This window comes from Sphingomicrobium aquimarinum, assembly GCF_039655735.1.
Lineage (GTDB): Bacteria > Pseudomonadota > Alphaproteobacteria > Sphingomonadales > Sphingomonadaceae > Sphingomicrobium > Sphingomicrobium aquimarinum.
In genome coordinates, this window is the sequence record NZ_JBBYXH010000001.1 from 907,386 (window position 1) to 932,333 (window position 24,948).

The window sequence follows — 24,948 nt, forward strand, 5'->3', positions numbered from 1 at the left end:
GGCCCCGCCCTAGCTGGCCGCCGCCGCCTCGTCGAGATTGGGCGACAACCGCTTTTTGGCGGTAGCCAGGCCAAGCCCCGACCGCTCGGCATAGTCCGCAAGCTGGTCGGGCCCGACCCGCGCCACGCCGAAATACGCAGCATCCTCGTGCGCGAAATAGAAGCCCGACACCGCGCTCGCGGGCCACATGGCATTGTTCTCGGTCAGGGTGATTCCGGCAGGTTCGCCGCCCAGAAGGTCGAACAGGAGCGGCTTCAACCCATGGTCGGGACAGGCCGGATAGCCCGGCGCGGGACGGATGCCGCGATAGCGCTCGGCGATCAGCTGCTCGTTGGTCAGCCCCTCGTCGGGCGCATAGCCCCAAAGGTCGGTCCGCACATGCTGATGCAGCCGCTCGGCAAACGCCTCGGCGAAACGGTCCGCCAGCGCCTTCAGGAGGATCGCGGAGAAATCGTCCCCTGCCGCCTCGAACGCCTTCGCCCGCTCGTCGGCCCCATGGATAGCGACCGCGAACCCACCGAGATGATCATTTTCGGTAGCGACGAAGTCGGCAAGGCACATGTTCGGCCGACCGCCCGGCTTCTTCACCTGCTGGCGAAGGAAGGGCACGCGCTTCGCCTCGACGATAATATCGTCACCGTCGCGCAGCGCGGGCCAGACCTGCGCTACACCGCGCGCTGTCAGCCATCTCTCCGCCACGATCCGGTCGAGCATCGCCTGCGCCTCGGCATAGAGTTCCGTCGCCGTATCGCCTACCACTTCGTCCTCAAGGATCGCCGGGAAGGTCCCCGCCAATTCCCAACTGCGGAAGAAGGGCGTCCAGTCGAACGTTTCGCGCAGATCCGCCAGATCCCAATCGTCGAAAACGTGCCGCCCCGGCTTCAGAGGCGCCGGCGCCACCCCCGACGGATCGAAAACAGGCGCATTCGCCCGCGCCTCGGCGAGCGATAGGATCGCTCCTTTGCCTTTACCCGCACGCCCCTCGCGCACCTTGGCATAATCGGCAGCGATCGCGTCGGTATAGTCGCGCGCCCCCGCCCCCATCAGCTTGGACGCCACCCCCACCGCGCGGCTCGCGTCGATGACGTGCACGACCGGCCCCGAATAGGCTGGCGCGATCTTCAGTGCCGTATGTACGCGGCTCGTCGTCGCGCCGCCGATGAGCAGCGGAATCGCCAGTCCCTCGCGCTCCATCTCGTTGGCATTGTGCACCATTTCATCGAGACTCGGCGTAATCAGCCCCGACAGGCCGATCATGTCCGCCCGCTTGGCCCGCGCCGCATCGAGAATGTCGCCCCAGCTCACCATCACGCCCAGATCGACGACCTCGTATCCGTTGCACTGCAGCACGACCCCGACGATATTCTTGCCGATATCGTGGACGTCGCCCTTCACCGTCGCGAGCACGATCCGCCCCTTGGTCGAATTATGTCCGCCGACATTCTCGCGCTCGATGTAGGGCAGCAGCCGCGCCACCGCCTTCTTCATCACCCGCGCCGATTTCACCACTTGCGGCAGGAACATCTTGCCCGAGCCGAACAGGTCGCCGACGGTGTTCATCCCGTCCATCAGCGGTCCTTCGATGACCTCGATCGCCCGACCCTTGGCCTGCCGCGCTTCCTCGACATCCTCCTCGATATACGCATCGAGCCCCTTCACGAGCGCGTGGGAAAGCCGCTCCTCCACCGACCGCTCGCGCCAACTGTCGTCCTTGGCCTGCGCCTTGGCGCCCTGCCCCTGATAACGCTGCGCCAGCTCGATCAGCCGGTCGGTCGCGCCCTCGTCGGAATCGAACAGCACATCCTCGCACGCCTGCCGCAGTTCAGGATCGATCTCGTCATAGACGTCGAGCTGCCCCGCATTGACGATCGCCATTCCCAGCCCCGCCGGAATCGCGTGGTAGAGAAACACCGAGTGCAGCGCGCGCCGCACGGTCTCGTTGCCGCGGAAGGAGAAGCTGAGGTTCGAAAGCCCGCCCGAGATATGCGCATGCGGGCAGCGCTGGCGAATTTCGCGCGTCGCCTCGATGAAGTCGATCCCGTAGCGGCGATGTTCGTCGATCCCGGTCGCAACCGCGAAGATATTGGGGTCGAAGATGATATCCTGCGGCGGAAAGCCGTTGGCGAGGAGAAGGTCGTAGGCCCGCGCGCAAATCTCGACCTTGCGCTCTTTGGTGTCCGCCTGACCCGTTTCGTCGAACGCCATGACGACGACCGCCGCGCCCAGATCGCGGCATTTCCCCGCCAGCGCGAGAAATGCCTCCTCGCCTTCCTTCAGGCTGATCGAGTTGACGATCGGCTTACCCGACACGCATTTCACCCCCGCCTCGATCACCTCCCATTTGGAGCTGTCGACCATCACCGGCACCCGCGCGATATCGGGCTCGGCGGCGATGCGTTTCAGGAACGTCGTCATGGCTTCCACGCCGTCGAGGAGCGCCTCGTCCATATTGACGTCGATGATCTGCGCGCCCGCCTCGACCTGGTCGCGCGCCACCTCGACCGCGGCGTCATAGTCGCCCGCCTGGATGAGCTTGCGGAAGCGCGCCGAGCCGGTGACGTTGGTTCGCTCCCCGATATTGATGAACTGGGTTGCTGCGCTCGTCACGATGCCACCTCGAGCGGTTCGAGCCCCGCCAGCACCATCTCGGTTTCGCGCGCCGCCCGCACGCGGGGTGCGGCGCCTTCGCACGCGTGCGCGATCGCCGCGATATGCGCGGGCGTGGTGCCGCAGCACCCACCGACGACATCGACCAGCCCTTCGTCCAGCCAGTCGGCAACCTGCCGCGCGGTTTCCTCGGGTCCCTCGTCATATTCGCCGAGATCGTTCGGGAGCCCCGCATTGGGATAGGCCATGACGAGGCTTGCGGAGCGCGCGTGGAGCGCCTTCAGGTGCGGTCGAAGTGCCTCGGCACCGAAACTGCAGTTCAACCCGATGGTGAGCGGATTGGCGTGCCGCACCGTGGCCCAGAAGGCCTCGACCGTATGGCCCGAAAGATTGCGCCCCGACAGGTCCGTCAGCGTCATCGACAACATGATCGGAAGCTCACGCCCCAACTCGCGTTCGACATTCCTGACCGCAACGATCGCGGACTTCGCATTCAACGTGTCGAACACCGTCTCGACAAGAATGAAGTCGACGCCGCCCTTCGCGAGCGCACGCACCTGCCCTTCATAGACCGCGACGACCTCGTCGAAGTCGACTTCGCGAAAGCCCGGATCCGCCACGTCGGGTGACAGGGACAACGTCTTGTTGGTCGGCCCCACCGCGCCCGCGACAAAGCGCGGCGCTTCTGGCGTCGAAAAGCGATCCGCGACCGCCCGCACGATCTTTGCGCCGGCAACATTGATGTCCTCGACCAGATGCGCCGCATCGTAATCGGCCTGGCTGATCGCATTGGCGTTGAAGCTGTTGGTGGCCAAGACATGTGCGCCCGCTTCGGCGTAAGCGACGCAGATCGCCTCGATGGCCTCGGGCTGCGTAAGGTTGAGCAGATCGTTGTTGCCGCGCTGCTCGCGTTCCAGCGCGACATTGCCGCGGAACTGCGCCTCGCCGAGGCCCAGCTTCTGGATTGCGGTGCCGTAGGCACCATCCTTCACCAGCACGCGCCGGGCGGCGAGCGCCTTTAATGTCTCGGCCTTGCTCATGACGGCTTCACTCCTAGCAAGCGACAGATGGCGAAGCTCAACTCCGCCCGATTGAGCGTGTAGAAATGAAAGTGCCGCACGCCGCCCGCATAAAGCTGGCCGCACAATTCCGCCGCGATGGTCGCCGCCACCAGCTCGCGGGCCTGCGGCGTATCGTCCAGCCCCTCGAACCGTTCTTCCATCCATGACGGGATCTGCGCGCCGCATTGGCCTGCGAACTTTCGTGTCTGCTCGACATTCGACACCGGCAGGATGCCCGGCACCAATTCGATCTCGCGCCCCCGTGCCGCGAGCGCATCGCGTAATTTGAAGAAGGGCGCGGGGTCGAAGAAGAACTGGCTGATTGCGCGATTTGCCCCCGCATCGACCTTGCGGAGCAGGTGATCGAGATCGGCCTCGAAGCTCAGCGCCTCGGGATGGCATTCGGGATAGGCGGCGACCGAAATGTCGAAGTCCGCGACCTCTTTGAGCCCCGCCACCAATTCGGCCGCATGCGCATAGCCATCGGGATGCGGCTCGAACGCCGCGCCTTCTTCGCTGGGGTCGCCCCGAAGCGCGACGATATGACGCACGCCGGCGTCCCAATAGTTCTGCGCGATCTCCTGGACCTCGCCTCGACTCGCGCCGACGCATGTCAGATGTGCGGCAGGGGTCAGCGCGGTTTCCTCGACGATCCGCTTGACCGTCTCATGCGTCCGCTCGCGCGTCGACCCGCCCGCGCCATAGGTGACCGACACGAAGCGCGGATGCAGCGGGGCGAGCCGCTCGACGGCGTCCCACAGCCGCGCCTGCATCTTGTCCGTCTTGGGCGGAAAAAATTCGAAGCTTACGTCGACGTCGCCGCTGGGGCGCTCGAACAAGGGTGTGGGCGCGTCGGCCGTGGTGTCGGTCATGCCGCCAATTCCCTCCTGCCCTGCGGTCGGTTGGCGACCCAGATCATGACATTGAGATCGCCCTCGAGCCGCACCGGTTTGGACGAGCGCAGCCCCGCCAGCTTCACCATCGAGCGGATGCCATCACTCGAGAAACCCAAGCGCTGATGCCCATGTTCGCGGCGCAGCTCTTCCCGGTCGTGCCGCTCGAAATCGACGATCACGAGCCGTCCGCCGGGTGCGAGGATCCGTGCCGCTTCGTCGATCGCCGCGCGCGGCTGGTGCGCATAGTGCAGGACCTGGTGGAGGATCACCGTATCGGCCGCCGCGTCGGCAAGAGGCAGCGCGAACATGTCGCCCTGCCGCAAGCTCGCCCCCGCTTCACCGGCGACGTCGAGCCGCACACGCGCCAGCTTGAGCATATCGGGCGAGCGGTCGATACCGATCGCTTCCGCCGCGCCCGGCGCGAAGAGTTCGAGCATGCGGCCCGTTCCCGTTCCGACATCGACCAGCCGGCCGAGCGGTCGCCCCGCCAACGCCTCGGCGATCGCCGCCTCGACCTCTTCTTCGTCCGCATGAAGTTTTCGGAGAAAGTCCCATCGCTCCGAACGCTGCGAGAACCAGCGACTGGCGCTTTCGGCACGCTCGATCCGGATCGCTTCCAGGCGTTTGGCATCGGCCGCGGTCGCGCGGGCCAGGTCACCCGCCAGTCGCTCGTCGATGATCGGATAGAAGCCGTCGACGGCTTCCGCACGTTCGACGAACGTCCAGGCGCCTTCCTTACGGCGCGTCACGAGCGATGCCTCGTCGAGAATCCGGAGGTGCCGCGACACACGCGGCTGCGACTGGCCGAGCGCCTGCGCGATCTCGCCCACGGTCAGTTCCATCTCGCGCACGAGCAGCACGATCCGCAGGCGCGTATCGTCGCCGAGCGCCTGGAAGGCTGACAGGAGGTTGAGGGGCTGTTCCATTAGATAAAGACATAACGACATCTTTATGTGATGCAACGAATATCCTTTATTTCTGCAGCAGCGAGCCATTTCACATGACTGTTGCATGGGGGTTCGCGGACTAGTAAAAATAGTGTCAGACCCGCCCTTATCGGCGGGTCTTTGCCTTGTGGTCGCGTTGAGCGGGCACGCTGACAAGGAAATGGAATATATCATGAAGAAGATTGCTCTGACCGCCATGGTCCTCGGCCTCGGCCTCGCCGCTTGTGAAGCGCAGACCGACGACGCCGTCGAAAACGACATGGAAAACGCTGGCGAAGCCATGGAAGCGGACGCTGAAGCCGCTGGCGACGCCGTCGAAGGCGCTGCCATGGAAGCCGGCGATGCCGCCGACAATGCCATGAACGAAATGGACGCCGAAGCTGCTGAAGTCGAAGCCGACATGCAGGACGAAAGCGTCGAAGAAGCGCAGGCCGACTAAGCCAGCCTTCTCGCATTTCGCGATAAACGAAGAAGGGTCGCCCCGGTCGGGGCGGCCCTTTTTTGTTGCATGTTTTCAGGCGGGTGGGGCTATGATGCGGATCATGACCCGCGTCGCCCTCTTCCTGTGTCTCGCCCTCGCGGCCTGCAGCGAAAAGACGCCCGAGCGGCCCAGCGAGAAGGCGACCGAACGGCTCATGAGCATGGAAGCGCGGCTCGATGCGGCGGAGGCGGCGGACCCGTTGGTGCGCGCGGAAGCCCCGACGCAAGAAGGGCCGGACGCCGAGGCGACCGACCCTTCTCTCTAATTCAGACCGGGTGCGCGGATCGGGGTCAGGACGTCCTGACCCCGTCGGTCCTGTCGATCTGCGATCGCAGGCCGTCCGGCTCTCGGCGAAACCCGGGGTAGCATCGGCTACCCCGGGCCGCTTCGAGCTTAGAAATCCATGCCGCCCATGCCGCCCATGCCGCCCGGCATGCCGCCGCCACCACCGGAATTCTTGTCTTCCGGCAGTTCGGCGACGGTCGCCTCGGTGGTGATGAGCAGGCCGGCCACCGACGCGGCGTCCTGCAGCGCGGTGCGTACGACCTTGGTGGGATCGACGACGCCGGCACTCACGAGATTCTCGTAGGTGTCGTTGGCGGCGTTGAAGCCCATCGAGGGATCGTTGCCATCGGTCAGCTTGCCCGCGACGACCGCGCCGTCGAAACCGGCGTTCTGCGCGATCTGGCGGACCGGAGCTTCCAGCGCACGGCGAACGATGTCGATGCCGCGGGTCTGATCGTCATTCTCGCCCGAAAGGCCGTCGAGAGCCTTCTTGGCGTAGAGCAACGCGGTGCCGCCGCCCGGAACGATGCCTTCTTCAACGGCAGCACGGGTAGCGTGCAGCGCGTCGTCGACACGGTCCTTGCGCTCCTTGACCTCGATTTCGGTCGCGCCGCCGACCTTGATGACGGCCACGCCGCCCGCAAGCTTGGCAAGACGCTCCTGGAGCTTCTCCCGGTCATAGTCGCTGGTCGTGTTCTCGATCTGCTGGCGGATCGCACCGGTACGCGCTTCGATCGCGTCCTTCTGGCCCGCGCCGTCGACGATGGTCGTGTTGTCCTTGTCGATCTGCACGCGCTTCGCGGTGCCGAGCATGTTGAGCGTCACGTTCTCGAGCTTGATGCCAAGATCTTCCGAGATCATCTCGCCGCCCGTCAGGATCGCGATATCCTCGAGCATCGCCTTGCGACGATCGCCGAAGCCCGGCGCCTTGACGGCCGCCACCTTGAGGCCACCGCGCAGCTTGTTGACCACGAGGGTGGCCAGCGCTTCGCCTTCGATGTCTTCCGCGATGATAAGCAGCGGACGACCCGACTGGACGGCGCTCTCGAGGATCGGGAGCATCGCCTGGAGGTTCGAGAGCTTCTTCTCGTGGATGAGGATGTACGGATCGTTGAGTTCGACCGTCATCTTCTCGGGATCGGTGATGAAGTAGGGCGAAAGGTAGCCGCGGTCGAACTGCATGCCTTCGACGACGTCGAGCTCGAACTCGAGGCCCTTGGCTTCCTCGACGGTGATCACGCCTTCCTTGCCGACCTTGTCCATCGCTTCGGCGATCTTCTCGCCGACTTCACGGTCGCCGTTGGCCGAGATGATGCCGACCTGCGCGACTTCTTCGGAACCCGAGACGGGCTTGGAACGATCCTTGAGATCGGCGACGACCTTCTGGACGGCGATATCGATGCCGCGCTTAAGGTCCATCGGGTTCATGCCCGCCGCAACCGACTTCATGCCTTCCTGAACGATCGACTGGGCAAGCACCGTTGCCGTGGTCGTGCCGTCACCGGCGATGTCGTTGGTCTTCGAGGCCACTTCGCGCAGCATCTGCGCGCCCATGTTCTCGAACTTGTCCTTGAGCTCGATTTCCTTGGCGACGCTGACGCCGTCCTTGGTGATGCGCGGTGCGCCGAAGCTCTTCTCGATGACGACGTTGCGACCCTTGGGGCCGAGCGTCACTTTTACGGCGTCGGCGAGGATGTCCACGCCACGCATGATGCGCTCGCGCGCGTCGCGGCTAAATTTTACGTCTTTGGCAGCCATGTGATTGCCTTTCTAATTGGTGTGGAAGTTCACGAAGGTCACGCTACGCCCGGCTTTCCCACCGGGCAGTCGCATGCGCTCAGCTGACGATCCCGAGGATGTCGCTTTCCTTCATGATGATGAGGTCTTCGCCGTCGATCTTGACCTCGGTGCCCGACCATTTGCCGAACAGGATCTTGTCGCCTGCGGAAACGTCGAGCGGCGTAACCTTGCCGTCTTCGGCCTTGATGCCGGTGCCGACGGCGACGACTTCGCCTTCCTGCGGCTTTTCCTTGGCACTGTCGGGGATGATGATCCCCCCGGCGGTCTTTTCATCGGCCTCGACACGGCGGACGAGGACACGGTCGTGAAGCGGTTTGAAAGCCATTTGCGGCCCCTCTTCTGTTAATGATGATCTTGGCTGGCACTCGTTCGAACAGAGTGCCAGCCGTGGCTCGCATTTGGGTAGCCGTGTCCACCCTGTCAACAACCCCGCCGATCAAAAATTCCGCTGGATGCCGCGAGCGCGCGGTGCCGTGCAGGGCAGCTTACGGCGATCGCTTTCTAAGTTCCTGATTATATTGATACACTATAATGAGCTTTGGCTGCTCGCGGCCTATTCGGGAGGTCCACGCGACAAAAAAGAACGGATATCCCGAATGGCTGAAATTCCCGTAGAGAAACGCTCCTCCGGAATCCCCTGGTGGGTCTGGGTGCTGGCGCTTCTGGCGATCATAGCGCTGGTCTGGTGGCTGATCGCCGCAAACGACGACGATGCCGCGGCCGACGCGGACGCCGATGCCGTTGAATATTCGGCCGATCCCTCCAACGACATCATGGTCATGGACGATACGGAGCTTACCGACGTCCTCGCCATCGGCTCCTCGATCGACGTCGACAATGTCCGCGTCACCGAACTTGCTGGCGATATGTCCTTCTGGGCCGACATAGACGAACGACGCACCTTCGTGATCTTCGATCAGGAACAGACGCCTGCCGACATGACCGAAGGCGAATTCGACATCAATCCGGGATCGATGCTGTCGATTACCGGCGACGTGTTCGCATCCGATGAAGCCATCCCCTCCGCCATCGATGCGCAGGTCCCCGCCAACGTCGACCGCTATGTCGTCGCGCGCACCATCGAGATGGCAACCCCCTCCAACTAGGAAGTTTTCCCATGAAGCACGACAAACGCTACGAGAATCTCGACCGCATCGACGATTACGAACTGAGCAACGAGGCGCAGGACATCCGCGGTTATCCGCTCGTCACTGCCGACGGCAGGCGGATCGGAAAGATCGACGATCTGCTCGTCGATGGCGATCGCAACGAGGTCGCCGCCGTTCGACTGGAAGACGGTCGCTGCACCGCCGTCGAACCGCTCGACATCCATGACGACGTGGTCGTCTACGGCGATCGTGCCGAGGCCTTTGCCAATCGTGACAACGATTACGGCAAGACCGAGGTCTCCAAGGAAAAGGTCATCCCGATCGTCGAGGAGCGCGTCGCGATCGGTAAACGCGTTCGCGAAGGTGGAAAGGGAATGACCGTCACCACCCGCGTCGAAAAGGAACAGGTTTCCGAAGATGTCCGTCTGCGCACCGAAGAGGTCACCGCCGAGCGGCGCGACGTCAAGGACCGGCGCGTATCGGGCGAGGATGCCGATGCCATGTTCGAGGGCGACAGCGTCAGCATGACCGAGCGCAGCGAAGAGGCCGTCGTCGCGAAGGATGCGGTCGTCACCGACGAGGTCGTGTTGCAGAAGCGCAGCGGACACAAGGTCGAACATGTCGATGAGACGGTCCGCAAGACCAAGGTCGATATCGAGAAGAACAAGCGTCGCGATCGCTAGCGCTCCACCGCAACGATCACGAGAGTATGTGGGGTCGGCTGCCATCGTGCACCGGCCCCTTTTTTCAACGCATTCTGCATATGAGAAAGGGCGACCGCAAATGACCGATCCGCAATCCGGCCCCGACGACGGCGTCGACGACGAGAAAGTCACCGTTCCGATCGTGGAAGAGTGCGTCGATCTCGAGATCCGCGAACGGCAGCGGCACGTGACCGTCATGACCCGAGCGGTGCGCGAGGACGTCGAGTTCAGCGAGGATCTTCGTCACCGACGCGTCGAAATCGAGCGCGTGACCTGCGATCGCCTCGTGGACAAGCCGCCCGCACCGCGCACCGAGGACGGGGTCACGATCCTGTCCGTCGTCGAAGAGGAGCTCGTGGTGACCCGCCAGCTAAGGCTCGTGGAAGAAATCCGCATGACACAGGTGGAGGAAACCGAGAGCGTGACACGGACCGAGACGCTGCGGCGGCTCGTACCGGAAATACGGCGCGAGGACGTGCGCCCGCCCGACGAAGACTAGGCCTCGCTCGTCAGCCCCAGTGCCTCGCGACGGGTCCAGCGCCAGAACATCAACACCGCGACGATCGCAAGCCCGATGGCGAGGCCAGACCAGATGCCGACCCCGTCCCAGCCTGCCTCGAACGCGAGCCAGGCGCCCGCGCCGATGCCGATCAGCCAGTAGCCGATGAAGGTGAAGATCATCGGCACGCGTGTATCGTGCAGCCCGCGCAGCACGCCCGCGCCGACGACCTGCGCGCCGTCGACGATCTGGAAGATGGCGGCGATGACGAGAAAGCTCGCGCCCAAGGCCACTACCCGTGCATTCTCCGGCGTGTCGGCGAGGAACAGACCGATCAACTGCTCGGGGAAAAGAAACAGGAAGATCGCCATGAAGCTCATGAAGCCGATGCCGAGCATCCAGGCGACGCGGCCGGCGATGGCGATCCCCGCTTTGTCGCCGCGACCGAGCATGATGCCGACCCGCACCGTCGCTGCCTGCGCGATGCCCCAAGGCACCATGAAGGACAGCGCCGCGATCTGGAGCGCGATGGCATGCGCCGCGAGCGCATCCTCGCTGACGAGGCCCATGAGATAGGCGGCGGCCGAGAAGATCCCGCCCTCGAACCCCATCGCCAGCCCGATCGGCAGGCCCAGCTTCCACATCTGCCGGTAACGTCCCCAGTCGGGTCGCCAGAAGCGCGCCAGCAGATGGAAGCGGCGGAACTGGCGGTCCGAGAGGATAACGAGGACGATTCCGACCAGCATCGCGGTCCAGGTGATGGTGCTTGCGATCCCCGCGCCGAACACACCCAGTTCGGGCGCACCCAGTTCGCCGAAGATGAGCGCATAGTCGAGGAGCGAATTGAGCGGGATGCCCGCCGCGCTGATGATGAGGATCCAGCCCGGCCGCTCGAGCGCGGCGAGGAAGTGGCGCAGGGTATTGAACAGGAGGAAGAGAAAGGTCGACCAGAGGTAGCCCCAAAGGAAGACCTGCGCATTGGCTGCAAGCGAAGGATCCTGCCCGAGCAAGCCGATCACCGTATCGGCGTTCATGAGGATGAGCCAGATGGGCACCGTGACCGTCGCCGCCATCCAGACCGACTGGCGGAAACTGCGGCGCACGTCCTTGACGCGCCCCCGCCCGCGCCCCAGCGCCGTCGCCATCATCGGGCTGGCCGCCGTAATGAGCCCCAATGCGATGAGATTGAGCGCGAAGGTCAGGTTCAGCGCCAGCGCCACGGCGGCGAGTTCGCTGGTGCCGTAGCGCCCGATGAAGAAGGTATCGATCGCCTGCACCGATGCCATGGTGAGGTTGGTGAGGATGAGCGGCCAGGCGAGCTTCAGCGTGGCGCGAAGCTCGCGCTGCCAGTCGGTGCTCGTATCGCTCGTAACCATGATCGGGTGCGGCTAGCCGTGCGCCGGCGCCCCCGTCCAGCGAATAAGGGTGGCGCAGCGCGCGTGCGTCCCTATCTTCCAGCATAGAGGCAAGGAGGACACATGAGTTTCGCGCGCACCATCTGGAAGCTGCTGGTCGGGGTGAAGGACCTGATGGTCCTCATCTTCATGTTCCTCTTTTTCGGCCTGCTTTTCGTGGCCCTGAAGGGGACGCCTGATCCGGTCGTCGGCGACGGCGTGCTGGTGATGGACCTGGACGGCATCGTCGTCGAACAGGCGAGCGCACCCGACCCGCTCAGCGCGCTCGCGGGCGCGCCCTCGATCGGGGAATGGGAAGTGGCCGAGCTGGTCGCGACCTTGGAGGCCGCCAAGGACGATGACCGGGTCGAGGCGGTAGCGCTCGATCTCGACGGGTTTCTCGGCGGCGGCCTCGTCGCCATGACCACGCTCGGCGCGGCGATCGAGGAGTTCGCGGAGGAAAAGCCCGTTGTCGCTTACGCCACCGCCTATGTCGGGGACGGCTACCAGCTCGCGGCGCACGCGACCGAAGTGCATCTCAATCCTCTGGGCACCGTCGCGCTGGCGGGGCCTGGCGGCAACAATCTCTACTTCGCCGAGCTTCTCGACAATCTGGGCGTGACCGCCAACGTCTATCGAGCGGGCGACTTCAAGTCGGCGACCGAGCCCTATACGCGCAGCGATATGTCTCCCGAGGCACGGCAGAATGCCGAACAACTGGCGGGCGCGCTGTTCGACCAGTGGCGCGAGGATGTGAAGGCCGCGCGCCCCGTCGCGAACATCGACCGGTTGCTTCGCGACCCCGCCGAGGTGGCGGAGGCGCAGCCCGACCTGGCGCGCGCGGCGCTCGATCTGGGGCTGGTCGACACGCTCTCGACGCGGCGCGAATATGAGGCACGGCTCGCCGAACTCGGCGGCGTCGATGAAGATGCGATCGGCGGGTTCGAGCGGATCGAGCTCGCCAACTATATCGGTACCGAGCTCGACGACCAAAACGACGGCGACATCGGCGTGGTGACCATCGCGGGAACGATCGTCGACGGCTTCGCGCCGACGGGCCAGGCGGCGGGCGACAGTATCGCGGAAGCGATCCGCGAAGCGGGCAAGGACGGGGGTCTTGAGGCGCTGGTCGTGCGGATCGACAGCCCGGGCGGCTCGGTGCTGGCGTCCGAGGCCATCCGCGTCGCCATCGAGGACGTGAAGAACGATCTCGACATTCCCGTGGTGGCGAGCTTCGGCAACGTCGCGGCGTCGGGCGGCTATTGGGTCGCGATGCCCGCCGACGCCATCTTCGCCGAACCCTCGAGCGTCACCGGTTCGATCGGCGTGTTCGCCGTCCTGCCGAGCTTCGAGGGAACGATGGAGAAACTGGGGATCGGCGTCGACGGGGTGAAGACGACGCCGTTGTCGGGCGAGCCGGACTTGTTCGCGGGGCCCTCGGCGGAGGCCGACGTGGTGCTGCAGGCAGGTGTCGACAGCATCTACGACCGCTTCCTGACCCTCGTGGCGCAGAACCGCGACATCCCCAAGGCACGCGCCGACACGCTCGGCGGCGGGCGCGTCTACGATGGCGGGACGGCGCGTCAACTGGGGCTGGTCGACCGCTTCGGCGGGCTCGACGAGGCGATTGCCCATGCGGCCGAACTCGCCGGGATCGAGGGCGATCCGTCGATCCGCAAAATCGAGCGCGCCGACGAATTCGGCTTTCTCGCCACCCTGCTCGGTGCGCGCGCGAATGCGGCGAGCATCGACCCGTGGACGCAGGTCACCGGCCGTCCGGACGCGCAGCTCGCGCAGGCGGTACACACGATCGAGCAATTGCTGCGCGGCCCCGCGATGCAGGCGCGCTGCCTTGCGTGCGAACGGTTCGCACCCGTGCCCACCGGCTCCGCAGGGGAGGAAGAACTGTCGTTCGTCGCGAGGCTTCTCGCCCGGCTGGACTAGCCGCGCCGGCGACGGCGGCGCTGCGAGAGCGGCAGGAGGACCAGTGCCATCAGGACGCTCGCGAACGAGATGGCGCTGAAGGCTCGGACCCAATTGTTGGAGATGTGCTCGCGCGTCTGGAGGTCCATGATGTGCACACCCCACATGAAGTCGAAGGCGCGCCACCAGCCGGTGCGCACCGCGGCGATACGCCCCGTGTCCCGCTCGACGTAGAAACGCGTGCCGTTCTCGGTTTCGACCTTCCATGCGGGTGTGTCGCGGCGCCAGTCGAGCGGCGGGTCGGCGGGGTCGATGGCCGCGACCGACGCGATCGGGCTTGTGCCGATGTAGCGCGCCGCCACCTCCGCGCGTGCGTCCTCGGCGCTGAACGGTTCGGCGCGGCGGCCCGCGGCAGCTTCGATCAGCGTGTCGCCGTTCATGACCCAGTAGAGCCCACGCTGGCGCTGCACCAGTTCGAGCGTCGTCTCGCCGCTCATCGTGACCGGAAGGAGCGGGGTGCGTTCGAGCTGCGGTCGGGGCTCGGGCGAGAGGAGATTTTCGCCGCGCACGTCCTCGATCGGCTTCAAGACCATGAAGAACCCCGACAGGGTCCAGAACAGGAGCGGGACGCCGACGAGCCAGCCGAGCCAGATGTGCCAGCGGCGCAAGGTCTTGCGTAGGTTCATGTCTGCTCCCCGGCGCAGGCCGGGATCCACCCGCGCGAAAATATGCCCCGGTCGTTGCCGGGGCGCCCGGATGCCTAGATGTGGATGGGCTTGCCCTGCACCGCCATCGCCGCTTCCTTGATCGCCTCGGCGTGGGTCGGATGCGCGTGGCAGGTGTAGGCGATGTCCTCGCTGGTGGCGCCGAACTCCATCGCCTGCGTGACCTGCGCGATCATCGTTCCGGCAAGACTGGAAATCATCCACACGCCGAGCACACGGTCGGTCTCGGCATCGGCGATGATCTTTACGAACCCGTCGGTATCGCGATTGGTCTTGGCGCGGCTGTTGGCCATGAAGGGGAACTTGCCGATCTTGACTTCGAAGCCCTCTTCCTTGGCCTGTTCGGTAGTCAGGCCGACGCCCGCGATCTCGGGATAGGTGTAGACGACGCTGGGGATGAGGTCGTGATTCACGATGCCGACCTCGCCCGCGATATTCTCCGCGACGGCGATCCCCTCGTCCTCGGCCTTGTGCGCGAGCATGGGGCCCGGAACGACGTCGCCGATGCCCCAGACGCCTTCGACGCCGGTCGCGAAGTCATGATCGACATCGACCTGGCCGCGCTCGTTCGTCTCAAGGCCGATCGCATCCAGGTTGAGCCCGTCGGTATTGGCGCGGCGGCCGATCGAGACGAGCACGGCATCGACCTCGAGCGTCTCGGTGTCTCCACCCTTGGCGGGCTCCATCGACAGGATTGCCTTGTCGCCCTTCACCTCGCAGCCGGTGACCTTGGTGCCAAGCTTGTACTCGAAGCCCTGTTTCTTGAAGATCTTGTTGGCTTCCTTGCGGACTTCCTCGTCCATGCCGGGCAGGATCTGGTCGAGATATTCGACGACCGTGACCTTCGCGCCCAGACGCCGCCACACGCTGCCGAGTTCGAGCCCGATCACGCCGCCGCCGATGACGACCATATGCTCGGGCACCTTGGGCAGCTTGAGCGCACCGGTCGAATCGACGACGATGCCGCCGTCATTGTCGACCTCGACGCCCGGCAACGGCGTGACGCTCGAGCCGGTAGCGATGACGATGTCCTTGGCGGTGACGCTCTTGCCGTCGACCTCGACCGTATGCGCGCCGGTGAACTTGGCATGGCCCTTGAGCCAGTCGACCTTGTTCTTCTTGAAGAGGAACTCGATGCCGCCGGTGAGACCCTTCACGGCCTCCTTCTTCTCTTCCATCATCTGGGACAGATCGAGGCTCGCGCCTTCGAGGTTGATCCCGAACTTCTTGAGGTGGCCGCCCTTTGCCTCTTCGTAGAGATGCGAGGCGTGGAGCAGGGCCTTCGAGGGAATGCAGCCGACGTTGAGGCAGGTGCCGCCCAGCGTCTCGCGGCTTTCGGCGCAGGCCGTCTTGAGGCCGAGCTGTGCGGCACGGATCGCCGCGACATAGCCGCCAGGACCGGCACCGATCACGAGAACGTCATAGTCGTATTCAGCCATGAAAAACCTGCCAGATCGTTGGAGAAGAAAGTCGTTGCGCTCCACATAATGCCTCGGAGCGACAAAGCAACTCGCCCAGGCGCGGCGCCGCCATGTCGCCGCGCGGTTGCAACTCCTTAACTTCGGCGGACTAAAAGCGCGCTTTCAACGGGTTGGAGTGAGTGCGACCATGAACGAACGCCAGTGGCTGATCGTCGATACGACGGGCGGCGAGTATGCACGGTTTTCCAAGATCGCACCCTCCGAGCGCCCCATTCCGGGCGCCGTCCACAAGGTCGCGCTGGCCGGCAAACCCACCTTCACCGACGTGCTGCAGGCCTATGCGCGGGAAACCGGCGAGAATCTCGGGGAGCTGGCGCCCCTGTTCTGCATCGCCGGGGCCGCCTCGGGCGAGACGATCAGTTTCGCGCGCGCCAACTGGACGGTGACGCGCGCGGGCCTTTCGACCCTGTTCGGAACGCGCGTGCGCGTCATCAACGATGTCGTCGCGATGGCGTGGGGCGCGCAGTCGGACCGTGCGCGGATCGCCGCGCTGCGTGGTGCGCGCGCCCAGCCCGATTTCAAGCGCCCGGGACGCATGATCATGTTGTTCGTCGGCGATGGCGTCGGCGCGGCAATCGTGGATATCGACCGAGACGGACGCCGCCGCGTCATGGAGACCGAAGCCGGCCATCTCGAATTCGCCGCGCATAACGAGCGCGAACTTCGGATCGCGGAGAAGCGGCGCGGCGATCAGAGCCAGACGAGCTGGGAACAGATGCTCACGCTCGGCAAGGACGATGCTTTGTGGGACGGCTTTACCGAACTGCGCGCACTCGACCGCGAACGGATGCTCGGCGAGTGGTTCGGCCGCTATGTCGTGGGTCTCGTCCATGCGTACGGCGCATGGGATGGCGCGATCCTCGCGGGCCCACGCGTCGCATCGCTGACGGGCGCGGGCAGCAAAACGAGTTTCGACGGCGCCTTCGTCAAGCGCCGTACCTTCCAGCGTCTCGTCATGCAGGCCCCCGTCTGGACCGTCAGCCAGGACGATCCGATCCTGACCGGCGGCGCAGCGCTGATGGCCATCCGCGCCGCAGAAGGGCGCGGCAGCGAAGCCTCACCCATCTAATCCGCAGGCGCGCGCTTTCGATAGCTGTCGATCGATGCGAGCTGCTTGGCCGCTGCGGACGTGAAGGTGAAGACATGCGCGAAGGCGTGGCCATCGCATAGGCCCGTTACCGCTCCGACTTTGCCGTGCGTCGTCACATGCTCGATGCGAATGGAGACGGGCGACGCCTCGGCCGCATCCCTGATCGCCTGAGGCCCGACGACGCAATCGCCTTCCGCGCTCGTCCAGATCGCGTCGATCAGCGAGATGTCGTCCGGCCAAGGGCCGCCTTCAAGCCCGATCGCCAGCGCTTCGACGGCGCTGTTCTTGGGCGAATTCCCGCAATCGTCGGAATGACGGATTTGTGTCATCGGATCCTAGAGGTCGATCAGCAGGCGGGTGGGATCTTCCAGCGCTTCCTTCACGCGCACGAGGAAGGTGACCGCCTCACGCCCGTCGATCAGGCGGTGGTCGTAGCTTAGCGCCAGATACATCATCGGACGGATCACGACCTCACCGTCCACTGCGACGGGACGCTCCTCGATCCGGTGCATGCCAAGCACCGCCGACTGCGGCGGATTGATGATCGGGGTCGAGAGCAGCGAGCCGAATACCCCGCCGTTGGAAATGGTGAAGGTGCCGCCCTGCATTTCCTCGATGCTTAGCGTACCGTCCTTGGCGCGCGCGCCATAGTCGGCGATCGTCTTCTCGATGTCGGCGAAGCTCATCTGGTCTGCCGAGCGGATGACCGGGACGACGAGGCCCTTGGGTGCCGAGACCGCGACCGAGACATCGAGATAGTCGTGATAAACGATCTCGTCGCCCTCGATGCGCGCGTTGACCGCGGGCACGTCCTTGGCGGCCAGGCTGCAGGCCTTGATGAAGAAGCTCATGAAGCCAAGGCGCACGCCGTGCTTCTTGGCGAAATGATCCTTGTACTTGGAACGCGCTTCCATGACGGCGCTCATGTCGACGTCGTTGAAGGTCGTCAGCAGCGCGGCGGTGTTCTGCGCTTCCTTGAGGCGCTTGGCGATCGTCTGGCGGATGCGCGTCATCTTCACGCGTTCCTCGCGCCGCTCGCCCGACACGCTCACGTTGGTCGGCGCGGAGGTCTGTCCACCGGAAGCGGCGGCAGCGCGCGCTCGCGGCGCCTCGCTCTTTTCCTTCGCAGCCTTCAGCACATCGTCCTTGGTGATGCGACCGTCCTTGCCGGTGCCGGCAATCTTCGAGGGATCGACGCCATGCTCGAGCACCGCGCGGCGCACCGAGGGCGACAGGGTGAGGTCGCCATGAGCGCCTTCCTGCGTCGCGACTTCGGCCGCTTCGTCCTGCTCGACGACGCTGTTGTTTTCCTGGATGTCATCGGGGCCCGCGCCCGAGGCCTGCTCGTCGCGTGCGGGGGCTTTCTCGTCGGCGACCGAGGCAGTACCCTGCCCTTCGCCGATCTTCGCGATCAGCGCGCCGACCTCTACCGTATCGCCCTCGCCCACTTCCTGGCTTTCCAGCACACCCGCAACGGGGCTCGGCACGTCGACCGAGACCTTGTCGGTTTCAAGGCTCGCGATCGGCTCGTCCTGTTCGACCGGATCGCCGACTTGCTTGAGCCACTCGCCGACCGTCGCTTCGGTGATGCTTTCGCCCAGTGTCGGGACCTTGACCTCGGTTGCCATGGCGGTTCGTCTCTTCCTTCGAATGTTCTTTGTTGCGGGCCTTAGAGGCCCAGGGCGTCTTCGATCAAGGCGGCCTGTTGCTTTGCGTGGCGGCTGGCGAGGCCGGTTGCGGGCGAGGCCGAGGCATCGCGCCCCGCATAGACCGCGCGCATCCCCTCGTGACCCGCTTCGGCGAGGCATCGGTCGAGCAGTTCGTGCGCGAGCAGCCAGCTCCCCTGGTTTCGCGGTTCTTCTTGGCACCAGGTCAGCTTCTCGAGGTTCGGCATTTCCGACAGGCGCTTGACGAGCGGCTCGATCGGGAAGGGATAGAGTTGCTCGATCCGGATGATCTGCGTGTCGTCGATCCCGGCTTCGTCGCGCTTGTCCATGAGGTCGAAGGCGACCTTGCCCGAACAGAGAACGACCTTCTTGACCGTGTCCGACGGGCAGCCGTCGGGGTCCGACAGGATGCGGTAGAAATGCGCGGTCTCGGGGTCGAGGAAGTCCGCCTTGGTCGACTGGGCGCGCTTGTGCCGCAGCAGGCTTTTGGGCGTCATGATGACCAGCGGTTTACGGAAATCGCGCTTCATCTGGCGACGCAGCACGTGGAAGTAATTGGCCGGCATGGTGATGTTGCACACCTGCATATTGTCCTCCGCGCACAGCTGCAGGAAGCGCTCGAGCCGCGCCGAGCTATGCTCCGGCCCCTGCCCTTCATAGCCGTGCGGAAGCAGCAAGGTGAGGCCCGAGGCGCGGAGCCATTTGGCCTCGCCCGATGCGATGAACTGGTCGATCATGATCTGCGCGCCGTTGGCGAAATCGCCGAACTGCGCTTCCCAGAGCACGAGTGTCATCGGGTCGGCGATCGAATAGCCATATTCGAAGCCCATCACGCCATATTCGGACAAGGGCGAATCGCGCACTTCGAAGCGCGGCCCGTCGCCCGTTTCCATTTCGCGCAACGGAATGAATTTCTCGCCCGACTTCTGGTCGATCCACGCGGCGTGACGCTGCGAGAAGGTGCCGCGACCTGAATCCTGACCCGACAGGCGCACGCCATAGCCGTCGATGACGAGGCTGCCGAAGGCCAACGCCTCGGCCGTCGCCCAGTCGATATTCTCGCCCGTCTCGAGCGTCTTCTTCTTGGCCTTGAGGATGCGCGCCAGCGTCTTGTGAATGTCGAGCGCGTCGGGAACGTCGGTGAGCACCGCGCTCAGCTTGTCGTAACAGGCCTCGTCGATCGCGGTGGTCGTGTTGCGGCGGCCCGAGACGCTCTCATCGGGCATGTGCAGCTTGGACCAGCGCCCGCCGAACCAGTCGGCTTCCTTGGGCTCGTAGGCATTCCCCGCCTCGAACTCTTCCTCCAGATGGCGCGTGAAGTCGGAGACCTTGCCCTCGATCCACTGCTCGCCGACCACGCCTTCCTCGATCAACCGCTTCCCATAGACTTCGCTGATCGGCGGATGCTGACGGATCTCGTCATACATCAACGGCTGGGTGAAGCTCGGCTCGTCGCCCTCGTTGTGGCCGAAGCGGCGATAGCACCACATGTCGATGACCACGTCGCGCCCGAAGGTCTGGCGAAACTCGATCGCGACCTTGCAGGCCCAGGTCACGGCCTCGGGATCGTCCGCGTTGACGTGGAGGATGGGCGCCTGGATCGACTTGGCGATATCCGAAGGATAGGGGCTGGAGCGCGCGAACTGCGGCGAGGTGGTGAAGCCCACCTGGTTGTTGATGACGAAATGGATCGTCCCGCCCGTACCGTAACCCGGCAGCCCGCTCATCATCAAGCATTCGGCGACCACGCCCTGCCCCGCAAAGGCAGCATCGCCGTGCAGCAGGATGGGCAGCACGGTCTTGGCATGCTTGTCGGCACGGATCGTCATGATCGCGCGCGCCTTCCCGAGCACGACCGGATCGACCGCCTCGAGGTGCGAGGGGTTGGGGACGAGACTGAGATGCACTTCGTTGCCGTCGAAGCTGCGGTCCGACGACGTGCCGAGGTGATACTTGACGTCGCCCGACCCGCCGACGTCCTCGGGGTTGGACGCGCCGCCCGCGAATTCGTGGAAGATGGCGCGATAGGGCTTGCCCATGACATTGGCGAGCACGTTCAACCGTCCGCGGTGCGCCATGCCGATGGTCATTTCGGTGACGCCCATCTGGCCGCCATATTTGATGATCGATTCAAGCGCGGGAATGGCGCTTTCGCCGCCATCCAGGCCGAAGCGCTTGGTGCCGACATATTTGCGCGCGAGGAATTTTTCCCACTGCTCGCCCTCGATCACCTTTTCGAGGATCGCGATCTTGCCCTCGGGCGTGAACTGGATCTCGGTGTCCTTGCCCTCGACCCGGTCCTGGATGAAGCGCCGTTCGTCGAGGTCGTTGATGTGCATATATTCGACGCCGACGGTGCCGCAGTAATTGGCCTGCAGGATACCGGTGATGGTGCGGATGGTGGCGCGGTCGAGCCCCAACACGCCGCCCAGCCACACTTCCTGGTCCATGTCGGGGAAGCCGTGATAGGCGGGGGTCAGTTCCTTGGGAAAGTCGTGGTGCGAGAGGCCCAGGGGATCGAGCTGCGCCGCCAGATGCCCGCGGACGCGATAGGTGCGGATGAGCATCATCGCGCGGATCGAATTGTCGGCGACGCGAATGAGTTCGCTCTCGTCGACCACGCCTGCCGCCCGCGCCGTTTCCTTCGCCTTCTCGACGAAATTCGCCTCGACCGGATCGAGCCCGATATTGATCTCGTCGAGCGTCGTGACGGGCCAATTGTCGCGGCCCCAGGAGGGACCTTCTTTACGTTCGGGAGTGAGGGCGTCCATGAGGGCTCCGGCGTCATCTTCGTCTTCCCGACCTACGTTCGGGAAGCTAGGTGGTTTCGTGAGCGCGGGGATTACGCCCCGCAACCAGCCTTGGCTAGACCTCTCGCAAGGGGAAACTTCGATGTTCCGCACCGTCCTTCTCGCCGCCACCTGCCTGTCGCTCGCTGCCTGCGCCGATGCCGCGCGCCAGCCCGCGCCCGTCGATGCGTCCGTTGATTCGCGCAGCGGCCTGCCCGAGCCTGCGCTGGCGCTGGCACCGCGAGGGGATGTGGCCGACTTTCTTTCCTGCCTGCGCGGCCAGGGCGCCACCATCGTCAGCGCGCATCGAGGCGGCCCGTCGGCGGGCTATCCCGAAAATGCGATCGAGACGATGGCGCATCGGCTGTCGAGCGCGCCGATGATGCTCGAGATCGACGTGCGTCAGACGAGCGACGGCACCTACGTCCTTTTCCACGACGACGAACTCGACGCCGATACCGACGGCACGGGCCCCGTCTCGTCGCACACGATGGCCGAGCTTTCGACCTACCGCTACGACGAAGGGGGCTTCGCGATCTCGACGCTCGAGGACGTGCTCGAATGGGCCAGGGGGCGCGCCATTCTCCAGCTCGACGTCAAGCCCGGCGTAGCCTTCTCGCCGCTGCTCGACTGGCTCTCCGCGCGCGATGCCGAGGACCGCGCACTCATCATCACCTACAACGCGCGCGACGCCGCGACCGTGGCGCGCGAGAGCGACTTCCTCATCTCGGCGAGCGTCGGCAAGCAAGGCGACTTGGCGGACCTCGCCGCAGCGGGCGTCCCCGCCGACAGGATCACGGCATGGACGGGGCTTGGCGCCCCCAAGATCGACCTGTGGCGCACTCTCGGCGAGGAGGGGATCAGCGCCAACTACGGTGCCTATGCGACGCTCGACGAACAAGCCGCCAGTGCCGACGCCTACGCCGCGCTCGGCCGAGCAGGCCTGCACATCCTGTCCTCCGATCGCCCTACATTCGCGTACGAAGCCTTGCAGCGCGACCAGGATTTCGCGGTAGCGGCGCGCCGCTGCATGGGCTGACGATACGAAAAGGGGCCCCGCAGCGCGGAGCCCCCGTCGTTATCAATAGCGTGTCGGGCTCAGCCCTTCAGGACCGCACTCAGCGTCGTGCCGAGTTCGCTCGGGCTCTTGGAGACGGTGATGCCCGCATCTTCCATCGCCGCGATCTTGTCTTCGGCGCCGCCCTTGCCGCCCGAGACGATCGCGCCCGCATGGCCCATCCGGCGCCCGGGAGGCGCGGTGCGACCCGCAATGAAGCCGACCGTGGGCTTGCTGCGCCCCTTCTTGGCTTCGTCCTTGAGGAACTGCGCGGCCTGTTCTTCGGCGTCGCCGCCGATCTCGCCGATCATGATGATGCTTTCCGTCGCATCGTCGGCGAGGAACAGTTCGAGCACGTCGATGAAATTGGTGCCGTTGACGGGATCGCCGCCGATTCCGACCGCGGTCGACTGGCCGAGGCCCTCGTTGGTGGTCTGGAACACGGCTTCGTAGGTGAGCGTGCCCGAGCGCGAGACCACGCCGACGCTGCCCTTCGAGAAGATCTTGCCCGGCATGATGCCGATCTTGCACTCGCCCGGCGTCAGCACGCCCGGGCAGTTTGGACCGATCAGCCGCGACTTGGAGCCTTCGAGCGCCGCCTTCACCTTGACCATGTCGAGCACGGGAATGCCCTCGGTGATGGCGACGATCAGCGGCACCTCGGCGGCGATCGCCTCGCAGATGGCGTCGGCCGCAAAGGGCGGCGGCACGTAGATGACACTCGCGTCCGCACCGGTGGCCTCGACGGCCTCGGCGACGGTATCGAAGTTGGGCAGGCCAAGGTGCGTCGTCCCGCCCTTGCCCGGCGTCACCCCCGCGACCATCTGCGTCCCATAATCGAGCGCCTGCTGCGTGTGGAACGTGCCGGTATCACCGGTCATCCCCTGCGTGATGACCTTGGTATTCTTGTCGACGAGAATGCTCATATTGGGTCCTTGAAACCGGGAGAAAGGATCAGTCGGCGTCCGCGACGCTCACGGTGAAGCGCGCGAAGGGCTTTTCGGCGTCGCCTTCGGGCTCGATCTTGATGCGGCGGTCGTCCTTGGCCCAGAAGTAGGCCGCGCCGTCCTGGCTGACCGGCATGCCGAGCGTCTGCGACACTTCCTGCGCCAGCGGAATATAATCGGCGGTCTGCGCGAGCGCTGCCGAGACGACGCAATGCTTCTCGTCGAGTTCGGCCTTCGACATGATGATGATCGCCGGATTCCCGGCCTTCTGGTAAAGGCCGCGCACGCTGCGGGTGCGGTTGTTGCGGGCCTTGGCGCGGGCATTGTCGTAGCCCAGCGAGCGCAGTTCGTTGAGTTCGATCCACTCGGCATCGACGACCGTCATGCAGGCATCGAGCGATTCGAGCACATGCGCGGCGGACGGCACCTTCTCCTGTGCGGTGGCGGGACCGGCCGCCAGTGCGGCAAGAGCGATTGCGGGAAGGATGAAACGCATCGACAGGAACTCCTCTTCGCTTACTTCAGGCTTTCGTCCATGCCCTTGCAGGCATCGACCAGCTCCTCGACCGCGTCGATCGAGACCTTGAGGTTGTTCTTTTCCTCGTCCGACAGCTGGATTTCGACGACATCCTCGATGCCGTCCGCGCCAATCATCGCGGGGACGCCGACATAGAGGCCGTCGACGCCATACTTGCCCTCGACATAGGCCGCGCAGGGCAGCACGCGCTTCTGGTCGCCGAGATAGGCCTCGGCCATCGCGATCGCGCTGGTCGCGGGAGCGTAATAGGCGCTGCCGGTCTTCAAGAGGCCAACGATCTCGCCGCCGCCGCCGCGCGTGCGCTGGACGATCTCGTCGAGCCGGGCGTCCGAAGACTTGCCCATCTTCACCATGTCGGTGACGGGAATGCCGTTGATGGTCGAGTAGCTCAGCACCGGCACCATCGTGTCGCCGTGCCCGCCGAGAACGAAGGCATTCACGTCCTTGACCGAAACGTCGAATTCCCATGCCAGGAAGGTCGCGAAGCGCGCCGAGTCCAGCACGCCCGCCATGCCGACGACCTTGTTGTGCGGCAGGCCGGAGAATTCGCGCAGCGCCCAAACCATCGCGTCCAAGGGGTTGGTGATGCAGATGACGAACGCGTCGGGGCAGTTGTTCTTGATGCCTTCGCCGACCGCTTTCATCACCTTCAGGTTGATGCCGAGAAGATCGTCGCGGCTCATGCCCGGCTTGCGGGGCACGCCCGCCGTGACGATCACGACGTCGGCGCCCGCGATATCGGCATAGTCATTGGTGCCCGTGATCTTGGCGTCGAACCCTTCGACGGGACCGCATTGCGACAGATCGAGCGCCTTGCCCTGCGGCAGGCCTTCCGCGATGTCGAACAGGACGACATCGCCCATTTCCTTCTTCGCGGCGAGGTGGGCGAGCGTGCCACCGATCATGCCGGAGCCGATGAGCGCGATTTTCTTGCGGGCCATGAGGGTC

General features: G+C 64.9%; 23 protein-coding genes. 8 read left to right on the forward strand and 15 right to left on the reverse strand.

All coding sequences use genetic code 11. The annotated features are described in order from the left end of the window. Positions 1 to 9: 9 nt before the first annotated feature. The 4 genes from metH to WJS89_RS04740 are packed head-to-tail and all read right to left on the reverse strand — an operon-like array spanning position 10 to position 5,490. Positions 10 to 2,610 carry a methionine synthase gene (gene metH / locus WJS89_RS04725; RefSeq protein ID WP_431993778.1) on the reverse strand — a complete coding sequence of 867 codons (2,601 nt, stop codon included), beginning with the start codon at positions 2,608 to 2,610 and terminating at the stop codon, positions 10 to 12. Further along, on the reverse strand, positions 2,604 to 3,647 hold the full coding sequence (locus WJS89_RS04730; RefSeq protein ID WP_346339766.1) for a homocysteine S-methyltransferase family protein: 1,044 nt from the start codon (positions 3,645 to 3,647) through the stop codon (positions 2,604 to 2,606). The genes metH and WJS89_RS04730 overlap by 7 nt, the downstream gene beginning before the upstream one ends. Beyond that, positions 3,644 to 4,540, reverse strand: a complete 897-nt coding sequence (metF, locus tag WJS89_RS04735; RefSeq protein ID WP_346339767.1) for a methylenetetrahydrofolate reductase [NAD(P)H] — start codon at positions 4,538 to 4,540, stop codon at positions 3,644 to 3,646. The genes WJS89_RS04730 and metF overlap by 4 nt, the downstream gene beginning before the upstream one ends. After that, positions 4,537 to 5,490 (reverse strand): ArsR/SmtB family transcription factor, encoded by a 954-nt coding sequence (locus WJS89_RS04740; RefSeq protein WP_346339768.1) that lies wholly within the window; start codon positions 5,488 to 5,490, stop codon positions 4,537 to 4,539. Before WJS89_RS04740 ends, metF begins: the two co-directional genes overlap by 4 nt. A 193-nt stretch (positions 5,491 to 5,683) precedes the next feature. On the opposite strand from WJS89_RS04740, the gene WJS89_RS04745 reads away from it, so the two are divergent. Both WJS89_RS04745 and WJS89_RS04750 read left to right on the forward strand, forming a co-directional pair. Next, a complete protein-coding gene (locus WJS89_RS04745) occupies positions 5,684 to 5,950 on the forward strand; it encodes a hypothetical protein (RefSeq protein WP_346339769.1) in 267 nt (88 codons plus the stop codon). 103 nt (positions 5,951 to 6,053) lie between these two features. Further along, entirely contained in the window at positions 6,054 to 6,257 is a 204-nt protein-coding gene (locus WJS89_RS04750) for a hypothetical protein (RefSeq protein WP_346339770.1), read from the forward strand. A 128-nt stretch (positions 6,258 to 6,385) separates the two neighbouring features. On the opposite strand, the gene groL is transcribed toward WJS89_RS04750, so the two are convergent. Both groL and groES read right to left on the reverse strand, forming a co-directional pair. Continuing rightward, on the reverse strand, positions 6,386 to 8,035 hold the full coding sequence (gene groL / locus WJS89_RS04755; RefSeq protein ID WP_346339771.1) for a chaperonin GroEL: 1,650 nt from the start codon (positions 8,033 to 8,035) through the stop codon (positions 6,386 to 6,388). A gap of 79 nt (positions 8,036 to 8,114) precedes the next feature. Then, the gene (gene groES, locus WJS89_RS04760; RefSeq protein ID WP_346339772.1) at positions 8,115 to 8,402 is read right to left on the reverse strand and encodes a co-chaperone GroES; all 288 of its coding nucleotides are present in this window, start codon (positions 8,400 to 8,402) and stop codon (positions 8,115 to 8,117) included. 271 nt (positions 8,403 to 8,673) lie between these two features. Here groES and WJS89_RS04765 point away from each other — a divergent pair, with 271 nt between their 5' ends. The 3 genes from WJS89_RS04765 (at position 8,674) to WJS89_RS04775 (ending at position 10,389) form a co-directional block, all read left to right on the forward strand. Beyond that, on the forward strand, positions 8,674 to 9,183 hold the full coding sequence (locus tag WJS89_RS04765) for a hypothetical protein (protein ID WP_346339773.1): 510 nt from the start codon (positions 8,674 to 8,676) through the stop codon (positions 9,181 to 9,183). A gap of 11 nt (positions 9,184 to 9,194) precedes the next feature. Next, on the forward strand, positions 9,195 to 9,869 hold the full coding sequence (locus WJS89_RS04770) for a DUF2382 domain-containing protein (protein ID WP_346339774.1): 675 nt from the start codon (positions 9,195 to 9,197) through the stop codon (positions 9,867 to 9,869). Positions 9,870 to 9,969: 100 nt separating this feature from the next. Further along, positions 9,970 to 10,389 (forward strand): DUF2382 domain-containing protein, encoded by a 420-nt coding sequence (locus WJS89_RS04775; protein ID WP_346339775.1) that lies wholly within the window; start codon positions 9,970 to 9,972, stop codon positions 10,387 to 10,389. On the opposite strand, the gene WJS89_RS04780 is transcribed toward WJS89_RS04775, so the two are convergent. Then, positions 10,386 to 11,765 carry an MATE family efflux transporter gene (locus WJS89_RS04780; RefSeq protein WP_346339776.1) on the reverse strand — a complete coding sequence of 460 codons (1,380 nt, stop codon included), beginning with the start codon at positions 11,763 to 11,765 and terminating at the stop codon, positions 10,386 to 10,388. The genes WJS89_RS04775 and WJS89_RS04780 overlap by 4 nt on opposite strands. 102 nt (positions 11,766 to 11,867) lie before the next feature. Here WJS89_RS04780 and sppA point away from each other — a divergent pair, with 102 nt between their 5' ends. Further along, positions 11,868 to 13,727, forward strand: coding sequence for a signal peptide peptidase SppA (sppA, locus tag WJS89_RS04785; RefSeq protein ID WP_346339777.1), 1,860 nt, complete (start codon positions 11,868 to 11,870; stop codon positions 13,725 to 13,727). Here sppA and WJS89_RS04790 read toward each other — a convergent pair. Both WJS89_RS04790 and lpdA read right to left on the reverse strand, forming a co-directional pair. Beyond that, complete coding sequence (locus WJS89_RS04790; protein WP_346339778.1) at positions 13,724 to 14,392, reverse strand: PepSY domain-containing protein; 669 nt, start codon at positions 14,390 to 14,392, stop codon at positions 13,724 to 13,726. The genes sppA and WJS89_RS04790 overlap by 4 nt on opposite strands. 74 nt (positions 14,393 to 14,466) lie before the next feature. After that, positions 14,467 to 15,870, reverse strand: coding sequence for a dihydrolipoyl dehydrogenase (lpdA, locus tag WJS89_RS04795; protein WP_346339779.1), 1,404 nt, complete (start codon positions 15,868 to 15,870; stop codon positions 14,467 to 14,469). Between the two features lie 169 nt (positions 15,871 to 16,039). Here lpdA and WJS89_RS04800 point away from each other — a divergent pair, with 169 nt between their 5' ends. Further along, on the forward strand, positions 16,040 to 16,981 hold the full coding sequence (locus WJS89_RS04800; RefSeq protein WP_346339780.1) for a glucokinase: 942 nt from the start codon (positions 16,040 to 16,042) through the stop codon (positions 16,979 to 16,981). On the opposite strand, the gene WJS89_RS04805 is transcribed toward WJS89_RS04800, so the two are convergent. The 3 genes from WJS89_RS04805 to WJS89_RS04815 are packed head-to-tail and all read right to left on the reverse strand — an operon-like array spanning position 16,978 to position 21,440. Continuing rightward, positions 16,978 to 17,331 (reverse strand): hypothetical protein, encoded by a 354-nt coding sequence (locus WJS89_RS04805; RefSeq protein WP_346339781.1) that lies wholly within the window; start codon positions 17,329 to 17,331, stop codon positions 16,978 to 16,980. The genes WJS89_RS04800 and WJS89_RS04805 overlap by 4 nt on opposite strands. Before the next feature lie 6 nt (positions 17,332 to 17,337). Next, a complete protein-coding gene (odhB, locus tag WJS89_RS04810; protein ID WP_346339782.1) occupies positions 17,338 to 18,630 on the reverse strand; it encodes a 2-oxoglutarate dehydrogenase complex dihydrolipoyllysine-residue succinyltransferase in 1,293 nt (430 codons plus the stop codon). Positions 18,631 to 18,671: 41 nt separating this feature from the next. Then, on the reverse strand, positions 18,672 to 21,440 hold the full coding sequence (locus WJS89_RS04815) for a 2-oxoglutarate dehydrogenase E1 component (protein ID WP_346339783.1): 2,769 nt from the start codon (positions 21,438 to 21,440) through the stop codon (positions 18,672 to 18,674). 121 nt (positions 21,441 to 21,561) lie between these two features. On the opposite strand from WJS89_RS04815, the gene WJS89_RS04820 reads away from it, so the two are divergent. Further along, complete coding sequence (locus WJS89_RS04820; protein WP_346339784.1) at positions 21,562 to 22,497, forward strand: glycerophosphodiester phosphodiesterase family protein; 936 nt, start codon at positions 21,562 to 21,564, stop codon at positions 22,495 to 22,497. 59 nt (positions 22,498 to 22,556) lie between these two features. On the opposite strand, the gene sucD is transcribed toward WJS89_RS04820, so the two are convergent. The 3 genes from sucD to mdh are packed head-to-tail and all read right to left on the reverse strand — an operon-like array spanning position 22,557 to position 24,941. Further along, the gene (gene sucD, locus WJS89_RS04825; protein WP_346339785.1) at positions 22,557 to 23,441 is read right to left on the reverse strand and encodes a succinate--CoA ligase subunit alpha; all 885 of its coding nucleotides are present in this window, start codon (positions 23,439 to 23,441) and stop codon (positions 22,557 to 22,559) included. A 28-nt stretch (positions 23,442 to 23,469) separates the two neighbouring features. Then, entirely contained in the window at positions 23,470 to 23,958 is a 489-nt protein-coding gene (locus WJS89_RS04830) for a hypothetical protein (protein ID WP_346339786.1), read from the reverse strand. 20 nt (positions 23,959 to 23,978) lie between these two features. Further along, positions 23,979 to 24,941, reverse strand: a complete 963-nt coding sequence (gene mdh, locus WJS89_RS04835) for a malate dehydrogenase (RefSeq protein WP_346339787.1) — start codon at positions 24,939 to 24,941, stop codon at positions 23,979 to 23,981. Between the last annotated feature and the right edge of the window lie 7 nt (positions 24,942 to 24,948).